Origin of the sequence: Paenibacillus ginsengihumi DSM 21568, from assembly GCF_000380965.1 — a bacterium.
GTDB lineage: Bacteria > Bacillota > Bacilli > Paenibacillales > NBRC-103111 > Paenibacillus_G > Paenibacillus_G ginsengihumi.
The window spans coordinates 86,047-103,549 of record NZ_KB905555.1; the positions used below are offsets into that span (position 1 = coordinate 86,047).

At 58.3% G+C, this 17,503-nt stretch carries 17 protein-coding genes; 16 read left to right on the forward strand and 1 reads right to left on the reverse strand.

From position 1 onward, the window contains the following. The 16 genes from F591_RS32230 to F591_RS0106585 all read left to right on the forward strand — a co-directional run. Positions 1-185 (forward strand): hypothetical protein (locus F591_RS32230; protein WP_211217563.1); only part of this gene is annotated, 185 nt, incomplete at its 5' end. After that, entirely contained in the window at positions 160-705 is a 546-nt protein-coding gene (locus F591_RS0106515; protein ID WP_019533785.1) for a hypothetical protein, read from the forward strand. The genes F591_RS32230 and F591_RS0106515, both read left to right, overlap by 26 nt. Before the next feature lie 70 nt (positions 706-775). Next, a complete protein-coding gene (locus F591_RS0106520; protein ID WP_019533786.1) occupies positions 776-1,990 on the forward strand; it encodes an MFS transporter in 1,215 nt (404 codons plus the stop codon). A gap of 469 nt (positions 1,991-2,459) precedes the next feature. Then, positions 2,460-3,194 carry an NAD-dependent protein deacylase gene (locus F591_RS0106525; protein ID WP_019533787.1) on the forward strand — a complete coding sequence of 245 codons (735 nt, stop codon included), beginning with the start codon at positions 2,460-2,462 and terminating at the stop codon, positions 3,192-3,194. 180 nt (positions 3,195-3,374) lie between these two features. Continuing rightward, a complete protein-coding gene (locus tag F591_RS0106530; RefSeq protein WP_019533788.1) occupies positions 3,375-4,382 on the forward strand; it encodes a 2-oxoacid:acceptor oxidoreductase family protein in 1,008 nt (335 codons plus the stop codon). Positions 4,383-4,427: 45 nt separating this feature from the next. Continuing rightward, on the forward strand, positions 4,428-6,731 hold the full coding sequence (locus F591_RS0106535; protein ID WP_019533789.1) for a thiamine pyrophosphate-dependent enzyme: 2,304 nt from the start codon (positions 4,428-4,430) through the stop codon (positions 6,729-6,731). 118 nt (positions 6,732-6,849) lie between these two features. Next, positions 6,850-7,137, forward strand: a complete 288-nt coding sequence (locus F591_RS0106540; protein WP_019533790.1) for a hypothetical protein — start codon at positions 6,850-6,852, stop codon at positions 7,135-7,137. A gap of 42 nt (positions 7,138-7,179) precedes the next feature. After that, the gene (locus F591_RS0106545) at positions 7,180-7,692 is read left to right on the forward strand and encodes a hypothetical protein (RefSeq protein ID WP_019533791.1); all 513 of its coding nucleotides are present in this window, start codon (positions 7,180-7,182) and stop codon (positions 7,690-7,692) included. A gap of 403 nt (positions 7,693-8,095) precedes the next feature. Then, on the forward strand, positions 8,096-8,620 hold the full coding sequence (locus tag F591_RS0106550; protein ID WP_019533792.1) for a hypothetical protein: 525 nt from the start codon (positions 8,096-8,098) through the stop codon (positions 8,618-8,620). 121 nt (positions 8,621-8,741) lie between these two features. Further along, positions 8,742-10,472, forward strand: coding sequence for an ABC-ATPase domain-containing protein (locus F591_RS0106555; RefSeq protein ID WP_019533793.1), 1,731 nt, complete (start codon positions 8,742-8,744; stop codon positions 10,470-10,472). Continuing rightward, positions 10,469-11,110 carry an NUDIX hydrolase gene (locus F591_RS0106560; RefSeq protein ID WP_019533794.1) on the forward strand — a complete coding sequence of 214 codons (642 nt, stop codon included), beginning with the start codon at positions 10,469-10,471 and terminating at the stop codon, positions 11,108-11,110. The genes F591_RS0106555 and F591_RS0106560 overlap by 4 nt, the downstream gene beginning before the upstream one ends. Before the next feature lie 45 nt (positions 11,111-11,155). After that, a complete protein-coding gene (locus F591_RS0106565) occupies positions 11,156-11,734 on the forward strand; it encodes a suppressor of fused domain protein (RefSeq protein WP_019533795.1) in 579 nt (192 codons plus the stop codon). 303 nt (positions 11,735-12,037) lie between these two features. Then, positions 12,038-13,738: a spore germination protein gene (locus F591_RS0106570; protein WP_019533797.1), complete on the forward strand. Its 1,701-nt coding sequence runs from the start codon at positions 12,038-12,040 to the stop codon at positions 13,736-13,738. Continuing rightward, positions 13,686-14,804, forward strand: a complete 1,119-nt coding sequence (locus tag F591_RS0106575) for a GerAB/ArcD/ProY family transporter (protein ID WP_019533798.1) — start codon at positions 13,686-13,688, stop codon at positions 14,802-14,804. Before F591_RS0106570 ends, F591_RS0106575 begins: the two co-directional genes overlap by 53 nt. Next, the gene (locus F591_RS0106580; RefSeq protein WP_040741191.1) at positions 14,776-16,005 is read left to right on the forward strand and encodes a Ger(x)C family spore germination protein; all 1,230 of its coding nucleotides are present in this window, start codon (positions 14,776-14,778) and stop codon (positions 16,003-16,005) included. The genes F591_RS0106575 and F591_RS0106580 overlap by 29 nt, the downstream gene beginning before the upstream one ends. A 123-nt stretch (positions 16,006-16,128) precedes the next feature. Further along, on the forward strand, positions 16,129-16,335 hold the full coding sequence (locus F591_RS0106585; RefSeq protein WP_019533800.1) for a CLC_0170 family protein: 207 nt from the start codon (positions 16,129-16,131) through the stop codon (positions 16,333-16,335). Here F591_RS0106585 and F591_RS0106590 read toward each other — a convergent pair. Continuing rightward, positions 16,332-16,994 (reverse strand): 3'-5' exonuclease, encoded by a 663-nt coding sequence (locus F591_RS0106590; RefSeq protein WP_019533801.1) that lies wholly within the window; start codon positions 16,992-16,994, stop codon positions 16,332-16,334. The two genes, F591_RS0106585 and F591_RS0106590, sit on opposite strands and share 4 nt — an antisense overlap. Positions 16,995-17,503: the final 509 nt, after the last annotated feature.

A 17,503-nucleotide genomic window follows, 5' to 3' on the forward strand; every position in this document is an offset into this window, starting at 1 on the left:
GGCGCAGCAGCAGCGGCCACTTGTGCCGACGCGGGCCGAACGGCACGGCGTCTGCCGTGCAGGGCGATGCTGCAATGCGGCGCAACACCGCGTGCTGCGGCCTGAGCGCGGTGCGCAGCACGCGGGTTACGACAACAGCAAAGGAGCGGCCGGACTGGAATGTTCGATCCGACGATTTTCGATAATTTGAAGGTAGTGCTGGAAGGGAGCTGCTACGACCTCGACCGCGAGGGCGAGGCGGTGGTCACCGGACGCGAGGATGTGCTGGACCTGGCTTCTCTCGGGAGGACATTCGTCATGCGGCTCGCCTTGCCCGGCGGACGCTGCGAGGCGGAATGGTCGCTGCAAAGCGGCCTTGCCGATTTTGCGATGGAGCTGGCCGGCCTAAGGCGCGCCGCCGACCGTCCCGGCGCTGTGCTGCGGCTGCGGCTGACGATGCCGCCCGCATGGGCCCGGCAGGCTGACCAGGCAGACGCGATACTCAGGCGCGTTTGGGGAGAAGAGAGCGAGCTGCGCCACGAATACCGGCTGGCGTTCGATCCGCAAGCAGGCGCATCCCTGGACGAAGCGGCCGGCAGCGCGTATGCCGTCGATGTCCGTTTCGGCGGCAAAATCGACGAGTCCGAGCTGGAGGCACTGGACGGAATGCTTAGAAAATCCGTGCTCTGCCTGTCGCAGCTGGAAGAGCTGGAGCAGCCGGGGTGAGCCGAGCCATTAAGCCGCGTGAACGGACACCTGGCTGCATCATTTCACCTTTAGAAGGGAATTAACTTCGATGTTCAAGCTAAACGATCGGGCGAATCACGCCGTCTTTGCCATTGTGACCTTGCTTTTCTGGGCGTCGCCCTATGTATACGTGCCGATATTGAGCCCGTATCTGGAAGAGCTGGGCGCTTCCTATACGATCGCCGGCATCGTGCTCGGCAGTTACGGCCTGATGCAAATCATACTGCGGCTGCCCTTCGGCATCACCTCCGACAAGCTGCGCAGGCGCAAGCCGTTCGTGCTGCTGGGCATGCTGTGCGCAACCCTCAGCTGCGTCTCCCTCGCCTCGTCGGAGACGGTTGGCTGGGCGCTGGCCGGGCGAATCTTGTCCGGGATTTCCGCTTCCACCTGGGTGGCCTTCACGGTGATGTACGCCGGATATTACCGCAGCAACGAAGCGACCCGGGCGATGGGCAACATCAGCCTGCTGATTGCCTCGGGCCAGCTGGCGGGCATGATTTTGTCCGGCCTGCTGGTCGAGTGGGGCGGCTGGCTGGCCCCGTTCGCAACCGGCGGACTGTTCGGATTTGTTGGCCTGCTGCTTGCTTTCCTGCTCAAGGAGCCGGAGGAGCGGCTGGGCGGCCAGCCGATGCGAGTCGGCGATCTGCTGCCGGTTATGAAGGAGCGTCTGCTGCTGAAGGTGTCGACGTTATCGATCCTGGCGCACGGCATCCTGTTCATTACGATGTTCGGCTTCACGCCGTCATATGCGCTGTCGCTGGGCGCGAGCAAGGCCGAGCTGACCTGGCTCTCGGCGGCTTTTATGATTCCGCACGCGCTGTTTGCCTACTTGTCCGGCCGCTATCTGGCGCCGCGCTTCGGCGCATGGAACGTCGTGCTGACGGGTCTGGCCATGAGCGCGCTCTGCTCCGCACTTACGCCGCTGGTGGCGGACTTCCGGCTGCTGTTGGCGACGCAGGCGCTGAACGGCCTGTTCCAAGGCCTGCACTTCCCGCTGCTGCTTGGCCTGGCCATCGAGCGGATCGACGGCGACCGGCGGGCGACGGCGATGGGCTTTTATCAGGCGGTGTATGCCATCGGCATGTTCGCCGGTCCGTTCGTCGCCGGATTTCTTAATGAGACAGGCGGGCTGAGGAGCGGCTTTTACTTCGCCGGCCTGCTCGGAGCCGCGGCCGCCGCGCTCGCCCTTCGCTGGAAGCGTGCGGCGGCCGAAGCGTCCGCAGCTCGCATTCGAGGCAACGAACGGTCGAAGACCGTAACGTAGCCGGGGCCGGATGCTGTGGAAATCCAGCGGCGCAAGGACGTGATCCAATTCCCGATCATCGCTTAATGATGCTAACGATTAATGATATTAATAATTCGCCGCCTGACGTGTTCGGCAGCAGGCGGCGCGACTGTTACAGTCGGGCAGGCTGGCCCGAGTGATACAGATGGACGTCGGTGACGAACAGAAGCTTCGTATCTGCGGCGAAATGAAGCTTCGTAACAGACGCTTCGTCATCGGCTGTTGCCTTCGGAGTTGACAATTCGGCCCGGGGACGACGCTGAGAATGCGGATCGACCCAAGCAGACGGGCAGGCGGTAGGAACGGGCCTGTTTCCCGCAGCCGGGAATCCGGATATCGACCGTCGCGGCCGCCTGCGGAAGTTATTGGGCCGGGCGCCGTTTCGAGGGATTCGCTCGGAACGGTGCAGGGCCATTTTTTTCGCCATACCATAAGGAGGAATGAAACAATGACTGCACACGACGCGGAGGACAAGCTGCGGCGTATCGTGGAAGAGAGCCGCAGCATCGCGTTTTTCGGAGGGGCGGGCACGTCGACGGAGAGCGGCATCCCCGATTTTCGTTCGGCCTCGGGTCTGTACAGCCAAGGGGACGAGTTCGGCCATCCGCCGGAAACGATACTGAGCCGCAGTTTCTTCCTGAAGCGTCCCGCCGAATTTTATCGCTATTATTTCGCGAAGATGATTTATCCCGAGGCGAAGCCGAATGCGGCTCATCTCAAGCTGGCCGAGTGGGAGCGGCAAGGGCGGATGACCGGCGTCGTGACCCAAAACATCGACGGCCTGCACCAGCAGGCAGGCAGCCGCAGCGTCGTGGAGCTGCACGGCTCCGTCCGCCGCAACCGCTGCATGTCCTGCGGCGCGGTGTATGGCCTCGATTACATGCTCGGGCAGCGGGAGGGCATTCCCGCGTGCGAGCGCTGCCGCGGCATCGTCAAGCCGGATGTCGTGCTTTACGAAGAGCCGCTGAACGCGGACGATTGGCAGCGGGCCGCCCGCTATTTGAGCGAGGCCGATACGCTGATCGTCGGCGGCACCTCGCTCACCGTTCACCCCGCGGCGGGACTCGTGCGCGCGTTTCAAGGCAAGCGCTTCGTGATCATCAACATGTCGCCGACGCCGTACGATGGGAGCGCCGACCTTGTCATCCGCGCTCCGATCGGGAAGACGCTGGAGAGGCTGTGAGAAGCCTCCCGGCCTCCGAGGGCGATCCGGGTTACAGCCGCTGCCAATCGCCATAAATTTTTAAATTTTCTGTTAAATAGTTTTCATGAAAAGGCTATGCGAGTTATAAATTACCTGTTATACTACTTTCAAAGGCCTGTTATATTTTTTTACTCATCGACCTGAGGGGAGTTGGAGTCATTGAACAAGGTTCTCCCAAAGACGAACGAACTCGGTTTTTTTGAAATTCGTCTGGAATCCATCGGCGGTCTCGGCGCCAACCTGGCGGGCAAGATGCTGGCTGAGGCAGGGGTAGTTGGAAGCGGATTCAACGGAGTCAGCTTCTCTTCCTACGGCTCGGAGAAGAAAGGTTCTCCGGTCAAGGCGCACATCCGCTTTTGCGATGAGAAGACGAACATCCGCGACACGACGCCGGTTGAACGTCCGCATGTCGTCGGCATTTTCCACGAGAATTTGTCCAAGACGGTCAATGTGATCAGCGGCATCTACGAAGACAGCGTCGTGCTCGTCAATTCGTCCAAATCGCCGGAGCAGCTGAAGGAGAAGATGAAGCTGCTCGGCGGAACGATTGCGGTCGTCGATGCGACCGGCATCGCGCTGGAAGAGAAGAACCGCGTCAACATGGCGATGCTCGGCGGCTTGTTCCGGCTGTGCGAATTTCTCGATTTCGAGCATATGAAGGGAATCATCCGCAAATCGCTGGAGAAGAAATATCCGCAGGCGGTCGAGCCCGCTCTGCGCACGTTCCAGCGCGGCTACGACGAGGTGCGGTTCCAGACGTTCGAGCTGCCGGAAGGGACGCAAATGCCCGGCTTCAAGCGCTGGGACATTCCTCTTCTCGGCTACGAGACGCAGCCGATCGGCGGCGTAATCACAAACCCCGGCAACAGCATCCTGAAAGATTTGAGCATCTCCCGCAATGGCATGATGCCGTATTTCGACGACGAGAAATGCATCCACTGCGCGGCCTGTGACACCGCCTGTCCCGACTTTTGCTTCGTATGGGAGGAGCAGCCGGACAAGAAGGGCCGTCCGCAAATGTTCCTGCAAGGCATCGATTATCAATATTGCAAAGGCTGTCTGAAATGCGTCGTCGCCTGTCCGACCGAGGCGCTGTCCGCGAACCGCGAGGTCGACGGCTACGCCGATGAGCACCGCGTGCCTCATCGCTTCCAGCTGGCCAACTAAGGCTCGCGGAGCGGTTACGAATATCCGGAAGAGGTGAAGTGAACCATGGCCATTGAAATGAATAAAGAATTGAGCCAAGGCAAAGTCGAGCAGCGGATGGTCTACGAGTCCGGCAACGAAATGGCGGCTTATGCAGCTCACCAGATCAATTACCATATTATGGGTTATTTCCCGATATCGCCCTCAACCGAGGTGGCTCAGTTCCTCGATCTGATGAAGGCGAACGGGCAGCACGACATCAAGCTCATTCCGGCCGACGGGGAGCACGGCTCGGCGGGCATCTGTTACGGCGCGTCCGCTGCCGGCGGGCGCGTATTCAACGCAACCAGCTCCAACGGCTACCTGTACATGCTGGAGCAGATGCCGGTTCAATCGGGCACCCGGTTCCCGATGGTGCTGAACCTGGTCTGCCGCTCGGTATCCGGTCCGCTCGACATTCACGGAGATCATTCCGACCTGTATTTCGCGCTCAACACCGGCTGGCCGATTCTGATGTCGCGCGACCCGCAGGCCGTATACGATATGAATATCATGGCGATCAAGCTGGCGGAAGACCCGGAGGTGCGTCTGCCGGTCATCGTCGCCTCTGACGGCTATTTCACCTCTCACCAGAAGCGCAGAGTGCAGACGTTCGCCCGCAAGGAGGACGTGCACAAGTTCATCGGCGAACCGCCGAGCGGCTTCCCGCACGTGCTCGACCGCAACAACCCGATTACCGTCGGCCCGTACATGAACGAGCCGGATTATATCAATAACTGTTATCAGCAGTCGATGGCCATGTACAGGGCCGGGGAAGTCTTCGACCGTATCCGCAAGGAATATGCCGAACTGACGGGTCGCGATTACCCGATTCTCGACCTGTACCGGATGGAGGACGCGGAGGTGGCCGTGTTCCTGATGAACTCCGCGTCGGAGATTATCAAGGACGTGGTCGACCAGCTGCGCGAGCGCGGCATCAAGGCCGGCTCGATCGCGCCGAACATGATCCGCCCGTTCCCGCAGAAGCAGATCGCGGAAGCGCTGAAGAATGTCAAGGCGGTTACGGTCGGCGACCGCGCCGACTCCTACGGCGCTTACGGCGGCAACATGACGAATGAAATCAAGGCGGCGCTGTTCACGCACGGCAACAAGGACACGCTTGTCATCAGCCGCATCTACGGCCTCGGCGGCAAAGACTTTTATGCCGAGGACGGCCATCATTTCTTCGAGCTGGCGATCGAAGCGGCGAAGAAAGGGCAGGTCGACGTGCCGTTCGATTACTACGGCCATACGCCGGGCGACGCGGACAAAGCGCCGAAGCGCGTGCTTGAGCCGATGAAATACGAGGATCTGAAGACCGGTCTCATCACGGTGAACAAGGACGAGGCGACGGGGCAGCTGAAGGTGAAGGTGCCGCCGATCCGCCAGCTGACGAAGAAGCCGAAGCGTCTCGCTCCGGGCCACGGCGCCTGTCCGGGCTGCGGCATTTTCTCGGGACTCGAGCTGTTCTTCAAGGGCATCGAGGGCGACATCGTAGCGCTGTTCCAGACAGGCTGCGCCATGGTCGTGACGACAGGGTATCCGTATTCGTCCCACAAGGCGACTTACATTCACAATCTGTTCCAGAACGGTGCCGCCACGCTTTCCGGCGTCGTCGAAATGTTCTGGGAGCGCAAGCGCCGCGGCGAGCTCGATCACCTGAACTTGCCGGACGACTTCACCTTCGTCATGATTACCGGCGACGGCGGCATGGATATCGGCATGGGGCCGGCGATCGGCGCCGCGCTGCGGAATCATAAGATGATCATTCTGGAATACGACAACGAAGGCTACATGAACACCGGTGCGCAGCTGTCTTACTCGACGCCGCTCGGCCACCGCACGTCCACGTCCAACGTCGGCAAGCATCAAGGCGGCAAGCTGTTCCATCACAAGGACACGCCGCAGATTATGGCCGCGACCAATATTCCTTACGTGTTCACGGGCTCGGAGGCGGCGCCGCAGGATTTGCTGAAGAAAGCAGCCAAGGCGCAGTATTATGCCCAGAACGAAGGGCTGGTGTACGGCAAAATACTGATCACCTGTCCGCTGAACTGGCTGTCCGAGGAGCAGATCGGGCAGACGCTGATCGATCAGGCCGTCAACTCCTGCTTCTTCCCGCTGTATGAAGTGGAGCATGGCGTCACGACGATCACCTATAACCCGGAAGAAAAGAACAAGCGCATTCCGGTCAGCGATTGGCTGAAAAATATGGGCAAGACGAAGCACTTGAGCAAGCCCGAGTACGCCGAAGCGCTGAAAGCGTTCGAGGACGAGATCGAGCGCCGCTGGCAGCGGCTCAAGGCAAAGCACGAGAATCCTTACCTGTAGGATATAGGATAGGACAGCTTGGACGAATTACGGCAAGGCGCAAACTCTTCCAGGGCTTGCGCCTTTCCTTTTCGCGCAAGCTCGGATGGGAAGCAACCATAGGACGGGAGGATGAGCGATGCCCATCGTGCTGAGACATTCCCAAACCGGAGAGATCGCGGCATGCCTGATGCGGAATGTGTATGATTTCGAATATTATGGAGCGAAATTTTGGCAAGAAGAAGCTGAGGCGGAGCGGGAGAAGCAGCAGCTGCTCGAGGCGATCGGCCAGCCTGATCCGGAGCGGTGGGTGCCGATATACGTGGATGAAAGCCGTCTGAAGCTGTTTAATGTCAAGCTAAACAACGATCCGAACCGGCGCCTGTATATGAATGGCGAAGGCAAGCTGACGGTGGAACGGCGCTGACGGCGTGCGGAAACGAGAAATTATAGCGATGGAGATAATAGCATGAATGCGAATGGTTCCGAAATCAAGCGGTTTGAAGCTTTCCGGAAGCTGTCCGGCGAGGAAGAGCTAAGCGCGTTTCGCGAGCGGATGGAACGGGAAGGGTTCACCGGCTTCCGGCATTTTCTCGACGATTTCAAAGAGGCGATTCGTTCGTTCGAGGATGACGACAGCGCTGCGATGGCTGCGCTTGTGGAGCGGGGAAAGCGGCTCTTTCCGAAGCCCGGCATGTTCAGCCCGTCATGGCAAAACGTCTGGGAGGAGTATTCGCGGACAGTCGCCTACAAGGCGGAGGTGCTTGCCCGGATTCCTCCGAGCAGCCGGGATGGGGAATGGCAGGTGCTGATGGACAATCCGTTCACGAACGAAGGGCTCGTCTGCTATCCGGCGCTTTCGTTCCGGGAAGCGTCGTATTTGTACGCTTATTTTCGCAGCGATCTGAAGAAGAACGAATATATCCGGCTGCAAAAAATCGAGGATGTGCTGATGGCCTACGGCGGCGAGCAGCAAGCGTAGCCGGACTCGCGATCTGCCTGCCGGGGCGAATGTCCGAGACCGGAGCATGCCACGCCTTATTTCCCCGGCGCTATTTCCCGGGGAAGCGCACAACTCGAGAATTTTGCGGCAATTTCGACAATTCCGTTCCGCTCGATTTCGTCCCGTTTCGACCGGTTTGCCGCCGCTTCTGCGCCGTTCACTGCGGAAAGGCCTGCGGCTGTCGATTGCTGCGATCCTGCCGCCTCGCGAAAGGCGAGAAATGCCGCTTCCTTCGGATTTTGGGCGATGCGGCGGGCATATGCCTGTTGGCTTGTCCTGACCTGTCTGATATGATATATAAGATAATGTGGAAAAATACGGCGGGTTTACCGGGAAGAATGAAGCGCCCGCGGTGCCGGACGATTGAGGAGGAATGGAAGAGATGGTGAGGCGGTTTGTCATTGAAGCCATCATGATTGCCACGTACGGACAAATGCTGATGCCGAGCCGTCCCGTGGAGTACATCATTCCGTATTCGACGATACTGGAATTGTACGATATGCGCGAAAGTCAGGACCCGATTATGACGAGCCCCGAGGATGAGGCTCACGTGCGCGGCAAGCTGAACGAGTTGATTGCCTTTTTCGAAGATTCGTTCAATAAGAAGAAGATTGAAAAATCGCTCGTTGCCCCTTGGCGCCCGAGCTCGCCGCTCTTGGTCAACGAGAAAGTGTCGCTTACGGTGATTCACGCGGTCGACAACGCCCAGTACGGCGAGCTGTTCGATCCGATCGAGACGGAGCTGATTTTGACAGCTATGAAGGAGCAGGCGCCGCTGCTGACGGATCAGTTCGAGCTCCAAGACAAGCTCATCGAGCATGGCGTGCCGATTCAAATCTACGATGTGGACGATTTTGACTTTGCGGTGGAGGAAGGCATCTCTCCAGAGGATTTGCAGACGACCTGAGGCTCTGAAGCGAAGCGGGAAGCGATGCGTCCGGCAAGCCCGCGCTGAAGGGACATTCGTTCCTTGGCGGGGGCTTTTTGCTTCATATGAAGCCAATCATACGCGAAGGGACAGAGATGAGTTGGAGACGTTAAAGCAGACGCTGCGCCGGATCGACGGCAAAGGATATAAGGCATACAAGGAAATCGCCGGGTCTTATCGAATGAAGGACGGCTCATGGCTGCACATCGACCACGTGCAGGGAGACCCTTTCGCCGCGCCGAGCCGAATTCGGGTGACAGCGTCGATGGCCGAACTGAGGTGGCCTGAAGAGTGGTACGGCGAGACGTGGAGAAGGATCGCGCTCGAGGACTTTTTGGCCCGGGAGCTGGCGGCGCGGCTTCGCGAGGAAGGCTGCCGCAGCGACGGCAGCGGCAAGAGCGGCATGATCGCCGTCGACGCGCCGGGCCAGCAGGTGCTGCCGCGAACGGCGGTCCGTGTCGATGCAGAGCGGGTCGAGCTGCGGCTCAGCGCCGGACTCCCGGCGGCGGGCCGCAGCATTCGCGGCCGGGCGGCGGAGCAGCTGCTTGCGGAGCGCATTCCCGAGCTGGAGCGGCGGGCGCTTCGCGCTTTCGATGCCGGGAAGCTGAAGGCGCAGCTGGAGCTGGCCGATCAGCAGCAGGCTATCCGGCGCTATCTTCGGGACAGCGGGTATGCCGCCTTCGTCGCCAACGGCTCGATCTTGCCGCGGGAAAGCGGCATCAGCGACCGGCCGCTCCGCGGCAAAGGGGTCGTGCCCTTCCGGTCGCCGGAATCGCTCGAGATTACCGTTCCGGTGCCGCACCGGGAGCCGCTGCGCGGCATGGGCATCAAGCAAGGCGTCACCTTGATCGTAGGCGGCGGCTACCATGGCAAAAGCACCCTGCTGAAGGCGCTGGAGCGCGGAGTCTACAATCATGCGCCGGGGGACGGCAGGGAGTATGTAATAACGGACGAATCGGCGGTCAAAATTCGCGCCGAGGACGGCCGCAGCGTGACGAAGACGGACATCTCGCCGTTCATCGGGACGCTCCCTTTCGGCCGCAGCACGTCCCGCTTCTCGACGGAGGATGCAAGCGGCAGCACGTCCCAGGCGGCGAACATCATCGAGGCGCTGGAGGTCGGCACTTCGCTGCTCTTGCTGGACGAGGATACGAGTGCAACCAATTTTATGATCCGCGACGAACGGATGCAGCGGCTCGTCGCCAAGGAGAAGGAGCCGATCACGCCGTTCGTCGACAAGGTGCGCCAGCTGTACGAGGAGCATGGCGTGTCGACGATCCTCGTCGTCGGAGGCTCGGGCGATTATTTCGGCGCAGCCGACTGCGTCATCATGATGGACGAGTATGCCGCCCGCGACGTGACCAACGAAGCGCAATCGATCGCCAGCACATACGGCAGCGGCAGGAGCCGCGAGGGCGGCGACCGCTTCGGGACGCTGCGGCCGCGCATCGTCCTGCCGCAAAGCTTCGATCTGGCGAGAGGCGGGCGCGAGAAAGCGGAGGCGAAAGGGCTGCACACAGTGCTGCTCGGCTCCGAAGCCATCAGGCTCGACCAGGTCGAAGGTTTGGTCGATCCGAGTCAAACGCGGGCGATCGCCCAAATGATCCGGCTGCTGGCCAAATCGGGAATGGACGGCAGCATGACGCTTCGCGAGGCGCTCGACCGGTTGTACGTCCGTATCGAGAGCGGCGGCCTGGACATGGTGTCGCCGTTCGGGAAAGGCAAGCATCCCGGCGATCTGGCGCTGCCGCGCAAGCATGAGCTGGCCGCTGCCATCAATCGGCTGCGGACGCTGAAGGTGAAGGACGAAAGCCGGGGAGGCGCACAATGACTGGCAAAAATCAGGAAATGCTGGATATTTTCGATGAACGGATGCAGCGTACAGGCACAGCTTCGCGCAGCGAAGCGCATGCCCGGGGGCTGTGGCATCAGACGTTTCACTGCTGGATCGTCAGCGACTTCCCGGAGCGGTCGCTGCTGTTCCAGGAGCGGCATCCCGGGAAGGAGACGTTTCCCGGCCGGCTCGACGTATCCTGCGCCGGGCATCTGCTGGCTGGCGAACAGGCCGCGGACGGCTTGCGGGAGCTGGAGGAGGAGCTTGGCGTAGTTGCCCGCTTCGACGAGCTGATCCCTTGCGGCATCCACCCCGAGGTGAAGCGAATCTCGGAGCGTATTACGGACCGGGAGTTCTGCCACGTCTTCCTGTACCGGTCCGAGCAGCCGCTTCTCAAGTACAGACTGCAGCCCGACGAAGTGACAGGCCTGTACCGCATCCCGCTGGCGGTCCTGCAGGCATTGATTGAAGGATCGGCCGAACCGTTCCGCGCGGAAGGCGTGGGGCCGAACCCGGAACGGGGCGGCTTGCTGCGGCCCGTGACGCGGCGCTTCCAGCCGGACGACCTGGTTCCCCACTCTCCGGAATATTACCGACACATACTGGTTCAGGCCGGCAAGCTCGCAGCGCTCTGAGGCCCCGCCTGAGGCGATTAGTTGAACTATAAAGGATGATGTAACGTGGAAGTTACCCATCAAATGAAGGAAATTGCCAGACACTTGGCTGAGTTGAATGGAAGCCGCCCCAGAATCTCAAGATTTTACGATGATCCTAAAGAGAGTAGGATTGATATTGCGATTTTGGACAATCAACCCAATGAACATGAAACGACTTATGCGACGATTGGCTTGAGCCATTATGATATTGGATACACGGCAGACGACAAGCCATTAAGAGTGGAGTTTATTGGGGCATGTATGGATGAATATGTATTATTCGGAAACCTGCTTAGCACCTGTGCTTTCAATATCATAAATTCAGGCTACTCCTGTTTCCCTGGAGCCATGTATCCGAATGTAGTCAAAATGTACTATCCTAAGCTCAATATGAAGCATGTTATGTTCGTCAGTCCATTTTTATGGGACGAAAACCTCGCTTCATTCGATTTTGAAGATAAATACGTTTCTTGGTTACAAGCTATCCCCATCTCGGAAGATGAGTATGTTTACGCGGAAAAGAACGGAAGCGAAGCATTAGAAGATTTATTGGAGGAAGCCGGAGTAGACACGATGGATCTGAATCGGCCGTCCGTTGTATAAACCGCCCAAGGGGCATCATCGGCATGGCGCGCCGCGGTTCCGTGCCGAATGCGAAAGCCGTAAACCTTAGCGATCGGCAACTTCATCATGAGCATGGACGAAGCCTTATCTTCAGCCGGAAGATAAGGCTTTTCGCATTTCCGATTGCCGTCATTCGCGGCAGGCATTGCGAACGGATGAAAATTGAGGGAATTAATCCAGCGATGATGTGCAATCCTAAAAGGAAACGGCGACCGTCCTAAGGCGCGATTGTCGCCAGGCGTCGTCAGGCAGCGGATTACAGGGGATAAGGGGAGGACGGCGATGTCTTTACGCCATTGGTTAAGCCGGATGCATCAGCCAGGCAAGCCGGCAGCGGCGCGGCCAGTTCCGAATCGGGCTATCCAGCAAAGCGAAAACGAAACCGTGACCGGCGATATGGAGCTGATGATCGATAAGGTCAAATCATTTCTCGGCGACAGCGACGATTTCGTCATACGCCGCTTTCTGATATTCGGGCGGTATGATGCGGTATTGTTCTATTACTCCTCATTGGTCGATCAAAGGGAATTGAACACGGAAATCATCCGCTCGCTGATGTATCTGCCCAGGCATCTGGAAGGGAAAGAGATTGACGAGGCGCGGCTGGAGGAGCTGCTGCTGAATGAGGCGCTGTTTGTCGGCGAGGCGACATCGAGCAATCAGATGAATTTGGTGCTCGAAAGGGTGACCCAGGGCAAGACCGCGATTTTGGCCCAAGGCATGGACACCGCGGTGGTCGTCGGAACGAGGCAAATCGATAAACGGTCGATCGACCAGCCCGCGACCGAACAAGTTATCCGCGGCCCGCGCGAAGGCTTCATCGAGCATCTGGATACGAATATCTCGCTGCTTCGATACCGGCTGCAAAGCGCGGATTTTTGCGTTAAAACGTTAACGGTCGGCCGGATCACCAAGACGAGGGTTTCGTACTGCTATATCAAGGGAATTGCGAACGACGCGCTCGTCCACGAGGTCGAAGACCGGCTGAACGCGATCGATATCGACGGGGTGCTCGATACCGGCTATGTAGAGCAGTTCATTGAAGACAACCATTGGTCGCCGTTCCCGCAGGTGCAAAATACGGAGCGTCCCGATAAAGCGGTCGCCAACATGCTGGAAGGCCGGATCGTCATTCTGGCCGACGGCTCGCCTCTGGCCTTGATCGTGCCGACGGTATTTAACCAGTTCTACCAGGCGGCCGAAGACTATTCGGAACGCTTCCTGCTCGTCAGCTTCATTCGTCTGGCCAGGCTGGTGGCGCTCGTGTTCTCGCTCGTGACGCCGTCGCTGTATGTTTCCGTCATCTCGTTCAACCCGGAGCTTATTCCGACCGATTTCGCCGTCGCTGTAGCCGGCGGCAGAGCGGGCGTGCCGTTCCCGTCTGTGGTCGAGGTGCTGATTATGGAGATATCCATGGAAGTGCTGCGCGAGGCGACCGTGCGATTGCCGCAGCAGGTAGGCGGCGCCTTGTCGATTGTCGGCGTGCTCGTGATCGGCCAGGCAGCGGTGGCGGCCGGCTTCGTCAGCCCGATCACCGTCGTCGTTATTGCTCTGACGACGATCGGCTCGTTCGCGACGCCGGCGTACAATGCGGCACTTGCGCTCAGACTGCTGCGCTTCCCGCTTATTCTTCTTGCCGGGATGTTCGGGTTGTACGGCGTCACGGTCGGACTGATCCTGATCGCCAACCATCTGCTGTCGCTGAAATCGTTCGGCATCCCTTACTTGAGTCCGCTCGTTCCGGGCAACTTCCAGGCGATGAAGGATACGGTGTTCCGCGCTCCGCTATGGTGGATGACCAAGCGCCCCTCGCTGCTACATACGCAGAACGATACGCGCGTCAGCAATGATGCGGTTGAAAAGATCAAGCAGCCGCCGAGCAATACGCTGGACCCGCTGATGGTTGGCAACCAAAGGGAGGAATTGTCCGATGGAATATCCCCGCCAAATAACGACGCTCCAGACGGCAGCCGTTCTCATTAGCACGATCATCGGCGTCGGCGTCCTTTCGCTTCCGCTGTTTGCCGTGCGCTCCGCCGACGCGGGAGCGCCGCTCGTGACGCTCATCGGGATTGCAATCGCCTTGGCCGGTTTGCTCCTTCTGGCCAAGCTGCAGTTGCGCTTCAAACGGCAATTCTTCATTAATTACAGCGAGCAGATCATCGGCAAATGGCCCGCCCGCGCGTTCGGGGTACTCGTCATCGGCTTCTTCGCGCTGCTCACCTCGTTTACCGCGCGCGAATTCGGCGAAGTGGTCATTACTTCGGTATTGAAGCAGACGCCGCTGGAGGTTACCGTCATGGTCATGCTCATGCTGGCCGCGATCTCCACGCGCAATGACATCTCGACATTCGCCTATGTCCATCACTTTTATTTGCCGGTCCTGGTAGGACCCGTTCTGCTGATCATCGCGCTGTCTCTGAAAAATGCGGATGTCATCAATTTGCTGCCTGTGTGGGGCAATAAGCCTGGCGGCATGCTGACGGGGGCGATTACCGTTGCCGGTTTGTTTCAAGGGTCGTTTATTTTGACCACGGTTATGCCAGCCATGCGGCATCCGGATAAAGCCGTCAAGTCGATCTTCTGGGCCATCATGATCGCTGGAGGCATCTATTTATTAATCGTCATCGCCGTTGTCGCCGTATTCGGTAACGAAGAAGTGAAAAACTTGCTTTGGCCGACCCTCGAGCTGGCCAAAACCACCTCGCTTCCGGCGAATATATTGGAGCGGCTCGACGCGGCTTTCCTGGCGGTCTGGGTAACAGCCGTGTTCACGACGCTGTTCGCCACCTATTACTTGACGGCTCATGCGCTGAGCCGGTTGCTTGGCCTGAAGGATCACCGGCTGTTCAGCTCGGCGCTGCTGCCCTTTGTCTTCGTGATGGCCATGCTGCCGCAAAATATTATGCAAATGTATCAGATCATTCAAGTTGTGCTGCGCTACGGCCTGCTGCTGACGATCGGCTATCCTCTCCTGCTGCTGATCGTTGCTGTCATCCGGAAAAAGAAGGGGAATGATCATGAGAAACCCATGGAGCCGTCGAGTTAGCTTGCTGCTTATGATGACGCTCCTCGTTCCGCTCGTCACCGGGTGCTGGGACCGGCTGGAGATCGAGGAACGAGCCGTCGTGCTCGGCATCGGCATCGATGTGCCCGAGGCGGGGACATTTGAGGAAAATCAAGTGACTCATAGGAGCGATATTCCGCTGAAAAAGTCAAAACGAGTGCATCTTACCGCACAAATCGCGGTGCCGGGCCGCATTCCGCTCGGTCCGGGAGAGGGCGGCGGAGGCGGCGGGGGCGGCGGCATGCAAACGGTCTGGGTCGTCGAAGCGGACGGGCACACGATCGAGGATGCGATGAACAATATGCAGCAGCGCGTCTCGTCGCCGCTATTTTTCGGCCACTTGCGCGTGATTGTCATTTCCGAGGAATATGCGAGGCGAGGCGTGCAAAATTTGAACGATTATTTCCACCGCAATCCGGAAGTCCGCCGCATGAACTGGCTGCTCGTGTCCAAAAATTCCGCCCGCGAGCTAATGAAGGTTTCGCCGAAGCTTGAACGGGTCCCCAGTCTATATTTAATGACATCGCTGGATCAGGCAGTGAAGATGGGCAAGCTTCCGAATCTGTTTCTCGGCTACTTCTGGAGCTCCGTTGCGGCCAAGGGGAGAGAGGGAACGCTGCCGTATGTGGAACTGCAGGATTCGGGGACGCTCGAAATCCGCGGGCTCGCTCTGTTTCGCGGGGATCAGATGGTCGGTGCGACGCTGCCCATCGAGATCCTGTCGTATTTGGGCATTGAAGGCGTCAATCAAGGCGGCGGGCTTGTCTTCTCCCAGGTGCCGGACGTAGAGGACGAAGAAGTCATTTTTTCCAGCTCCTCGCGGCATTCGAAAATCAAAGTGAAGATCAAGAACGGGATTCCGCACGCAACGATCCGCGTCTATATGGAAGGCAACCTGATGGAGAAGTCCAGCGACCGGTTCCGCCTGAACAGCGAAATGATCTTGAGCATTGAGAAGCAATTGCAGGAAAATGCGAAGAAAGGCTATGTAAGGCTGCTCCAAAAAACGCAGAAGTACGGTTCGGATATATTCGGTTTCGGCGAATATGTGAGGGCTTTCGAGCCGAGATATTGGAACCGCGAAATCAGGACATTGGAAAATTGGCAAAAAATGTATCGCAAAATGACGTTTGACATCTTTGTCGATATCAATATTCGGCGGATCGGCATGAAAGGGCGTTAAGGAGGAAAGAAGACCGCCGCATGGGATGAAGTGTGCAACATTCAGCAAGAAACAAGGATGCGCCGGGTCCGCAAGGCGACCTGCGTTTTGCGGACCTGCCATCCAATGAGGGGATGACTAGCGATGAATATAGGCAATTATATCGGCTATTATCAGTACATTCTCTTCTTGTTCCTCTTATGCGGAGCGGTTTTGCTGCGGCTTGATGCCAAGGTGTACAACAAAGAACAGCATATGAAGAAGGAATATACGGTAGCCACCGTCCTCGGCTGGACGCATGTAGGAATCGGCGCGATCATCCTGCTCGCCGTTATGCTTCGCCTTGTTTAGGAGACAGACGAATCGAACAGGCCGGCCAATTTCTCGAACGGGTTATGGGAAGAGCTTCCCGTCGAGTATACGAGCTCTGTGGAATAGCGCAGCTCGTCGTGAATGTCGTTCTCCTCGAGCTTGAAATCGGAGAAACGGCTGATGAGCACGCGAGCCGTATTATGGGCATCGTCCAACGCGCGGTGCGGCGAGCCTTCGAAAGCAAGCTCAAGCTGCTCGAGCGCCCGCTGCAGACCGATTTGCCGGTACGTGTCTCCTTCGGCGACCAGCTTGGAGTACATTTGCTGCAGGTCGTTATAGTTCTTGATCCAATCGATCGGCGTCTCCTGCTCGCGGCATTGCTTGAGCAGCTGCCATTTGTCGTCAGGCCCCCAGGAGCACAAGTAATAGGAGCCGCCGCCAAGCCACTCCTTCCACGCGTTCAAAGCGTCTCTAAAGGCCGGCGCCCGTTCGACGTCCGCCTGCACGATGCCGGTGAATTCGGTCGTATGCTTGCTGAGCACCGGCTGCTTGGTCGGGCGAACGAAGGTCTGGAATTTGTCCGTCACGGAAGGGCTCCCGCCTGCGACTTCGACTTTGACCGCGCCGATCTCGATGACTTCCGCCAGATGCTGGTGCTTCCGCTGTACGGTCATTTCCAGATCGAATACGATGATCATCAGGGTCATCCTTTCCAAGTGCAAATCTATTTCTCTCTATCATATCATGAATGGGCGCCAAAAGCTTGTCTTAAAACGGATGCTCGCCCAAAAATGCGAGGCGATCACTTTTAGCGCCGCAGGTGACAACCGATGACAAAGGAGTCGCTCGTCATAGGCCTCTATCTCGAACATTGCATGACGAAGCACCCGCTCGTCATATGCATCTAGCAGAACATATATTCCTGACAGCTTTTTGTCAGAAGATTATGGTAAATTTAAGTAAACCGGGATGGAGGAATATACCTATGAAAATCGACAGTAACAAAATCGTCATCGACGTCAGAAAAATTATCGAGCAATTGGACATGCCCGCTGCCATCGAGTTCCTGATCGGTAAAGGGAAGGACGATTCGGACCGGTAAACCGGAGGCGGCCATGCGGGCAGCGCAGGCGGCTCGGCTTCGACCGCGGAGCTCGCTGTACGGGGGACGCTTCGTTTGGTATAATGAATCAATTCCTTAAGCATG

Bases quoted from the DNA above. Each gene is read 5' to 3' on its own strand.
- F591_RS0106515 (WP_019533785.1), top strand. From the start codon at position 160: ATGTTCGATCCGACGATTTTCGATAATTTGAAGGTAGTGCTGGAAGGG.
- F591_RS0106520 (WP_019533786.1), top strand. From the start codon at position 776: ATGTTCAAGCTAAACGATCGGGCGAATCACGCCGTCTTTGCCATTGTG.
- F591_RS0106525 (WP_019533787.1), top strand. From the start codon at position 2,460: ATGACTGCACACGACGCGGAGGACAAGCTGCGGCGTATCGTGGAAGAG.
- F591_RS0106535 (WP_019533789.1), top strand. From the start codon at position 4,428: ATGGCCATTGAAATGAATAAAGAATTGAGCCAAGGCAAAGTCGAGCAG.
- F591_RS0106540 (WP_019533790.1), top strand. From the start codon at position 6,850: ATGCCCATCGTGCTGAGACATTCCCAAACCGGAGAGATCGCGGCATGC.
- F591_RS0106545 (WP_019533791.1), top strand. From the start codon at position 7,180: ATGAATGCGAATGGTTCCGAAATCAAGCGGTTTGAAGCTTTCCGGAAG.
- F591_RS0106550 (WP_019533792.1), top strand. From the start codon at position 8,096: ATGGTGAGGCGGTTTGTCATTGAAGCCATCATGATTGCCACGTACGGA.
- F591_RS0106560 (WP_019533794.1), top strand. From the start codon at position 10,469: ATGACTGGCAAAAATCAGGAAATGCTGGATATTTTCGATGAACGGATG.
- F591_RS0106570 (WP_019533797.1), top strand. From the start codon at position 12,038: ATGTCTTTACGCCATTGGTTAAGCCGGATGCATCAGCCAGGCAAGCCG.
- F591_RS0106575 (WP_019533798.1), top strand. From the start codon at position 13,686: ATGGAATATCCCCGCCAAATAACGACGCTCCAGACGGCAGCCGTTCTC.
- F591_RS0106580 (WP_040741191.1), top strand. From the start codon at position 14,776: ATGAGAAACCCATGGAGCCGTCGAGTTAGCTTGCTGCTTATGATGACG.
- F591_RS0106585 (WP_019533800.1), top strand. From the start codon at position 16,129: ATGAATATAGGCAATTATATCGGCTATTATCAGTACATTCTCTTCTTG.
- F591_RS0106590 (WP_019533801.1), bottom strand. From the start codon at position 16,994: ATGATCATCGTATTCGATCTGGAAATGACCGTACAGCGGAAGCACCAG.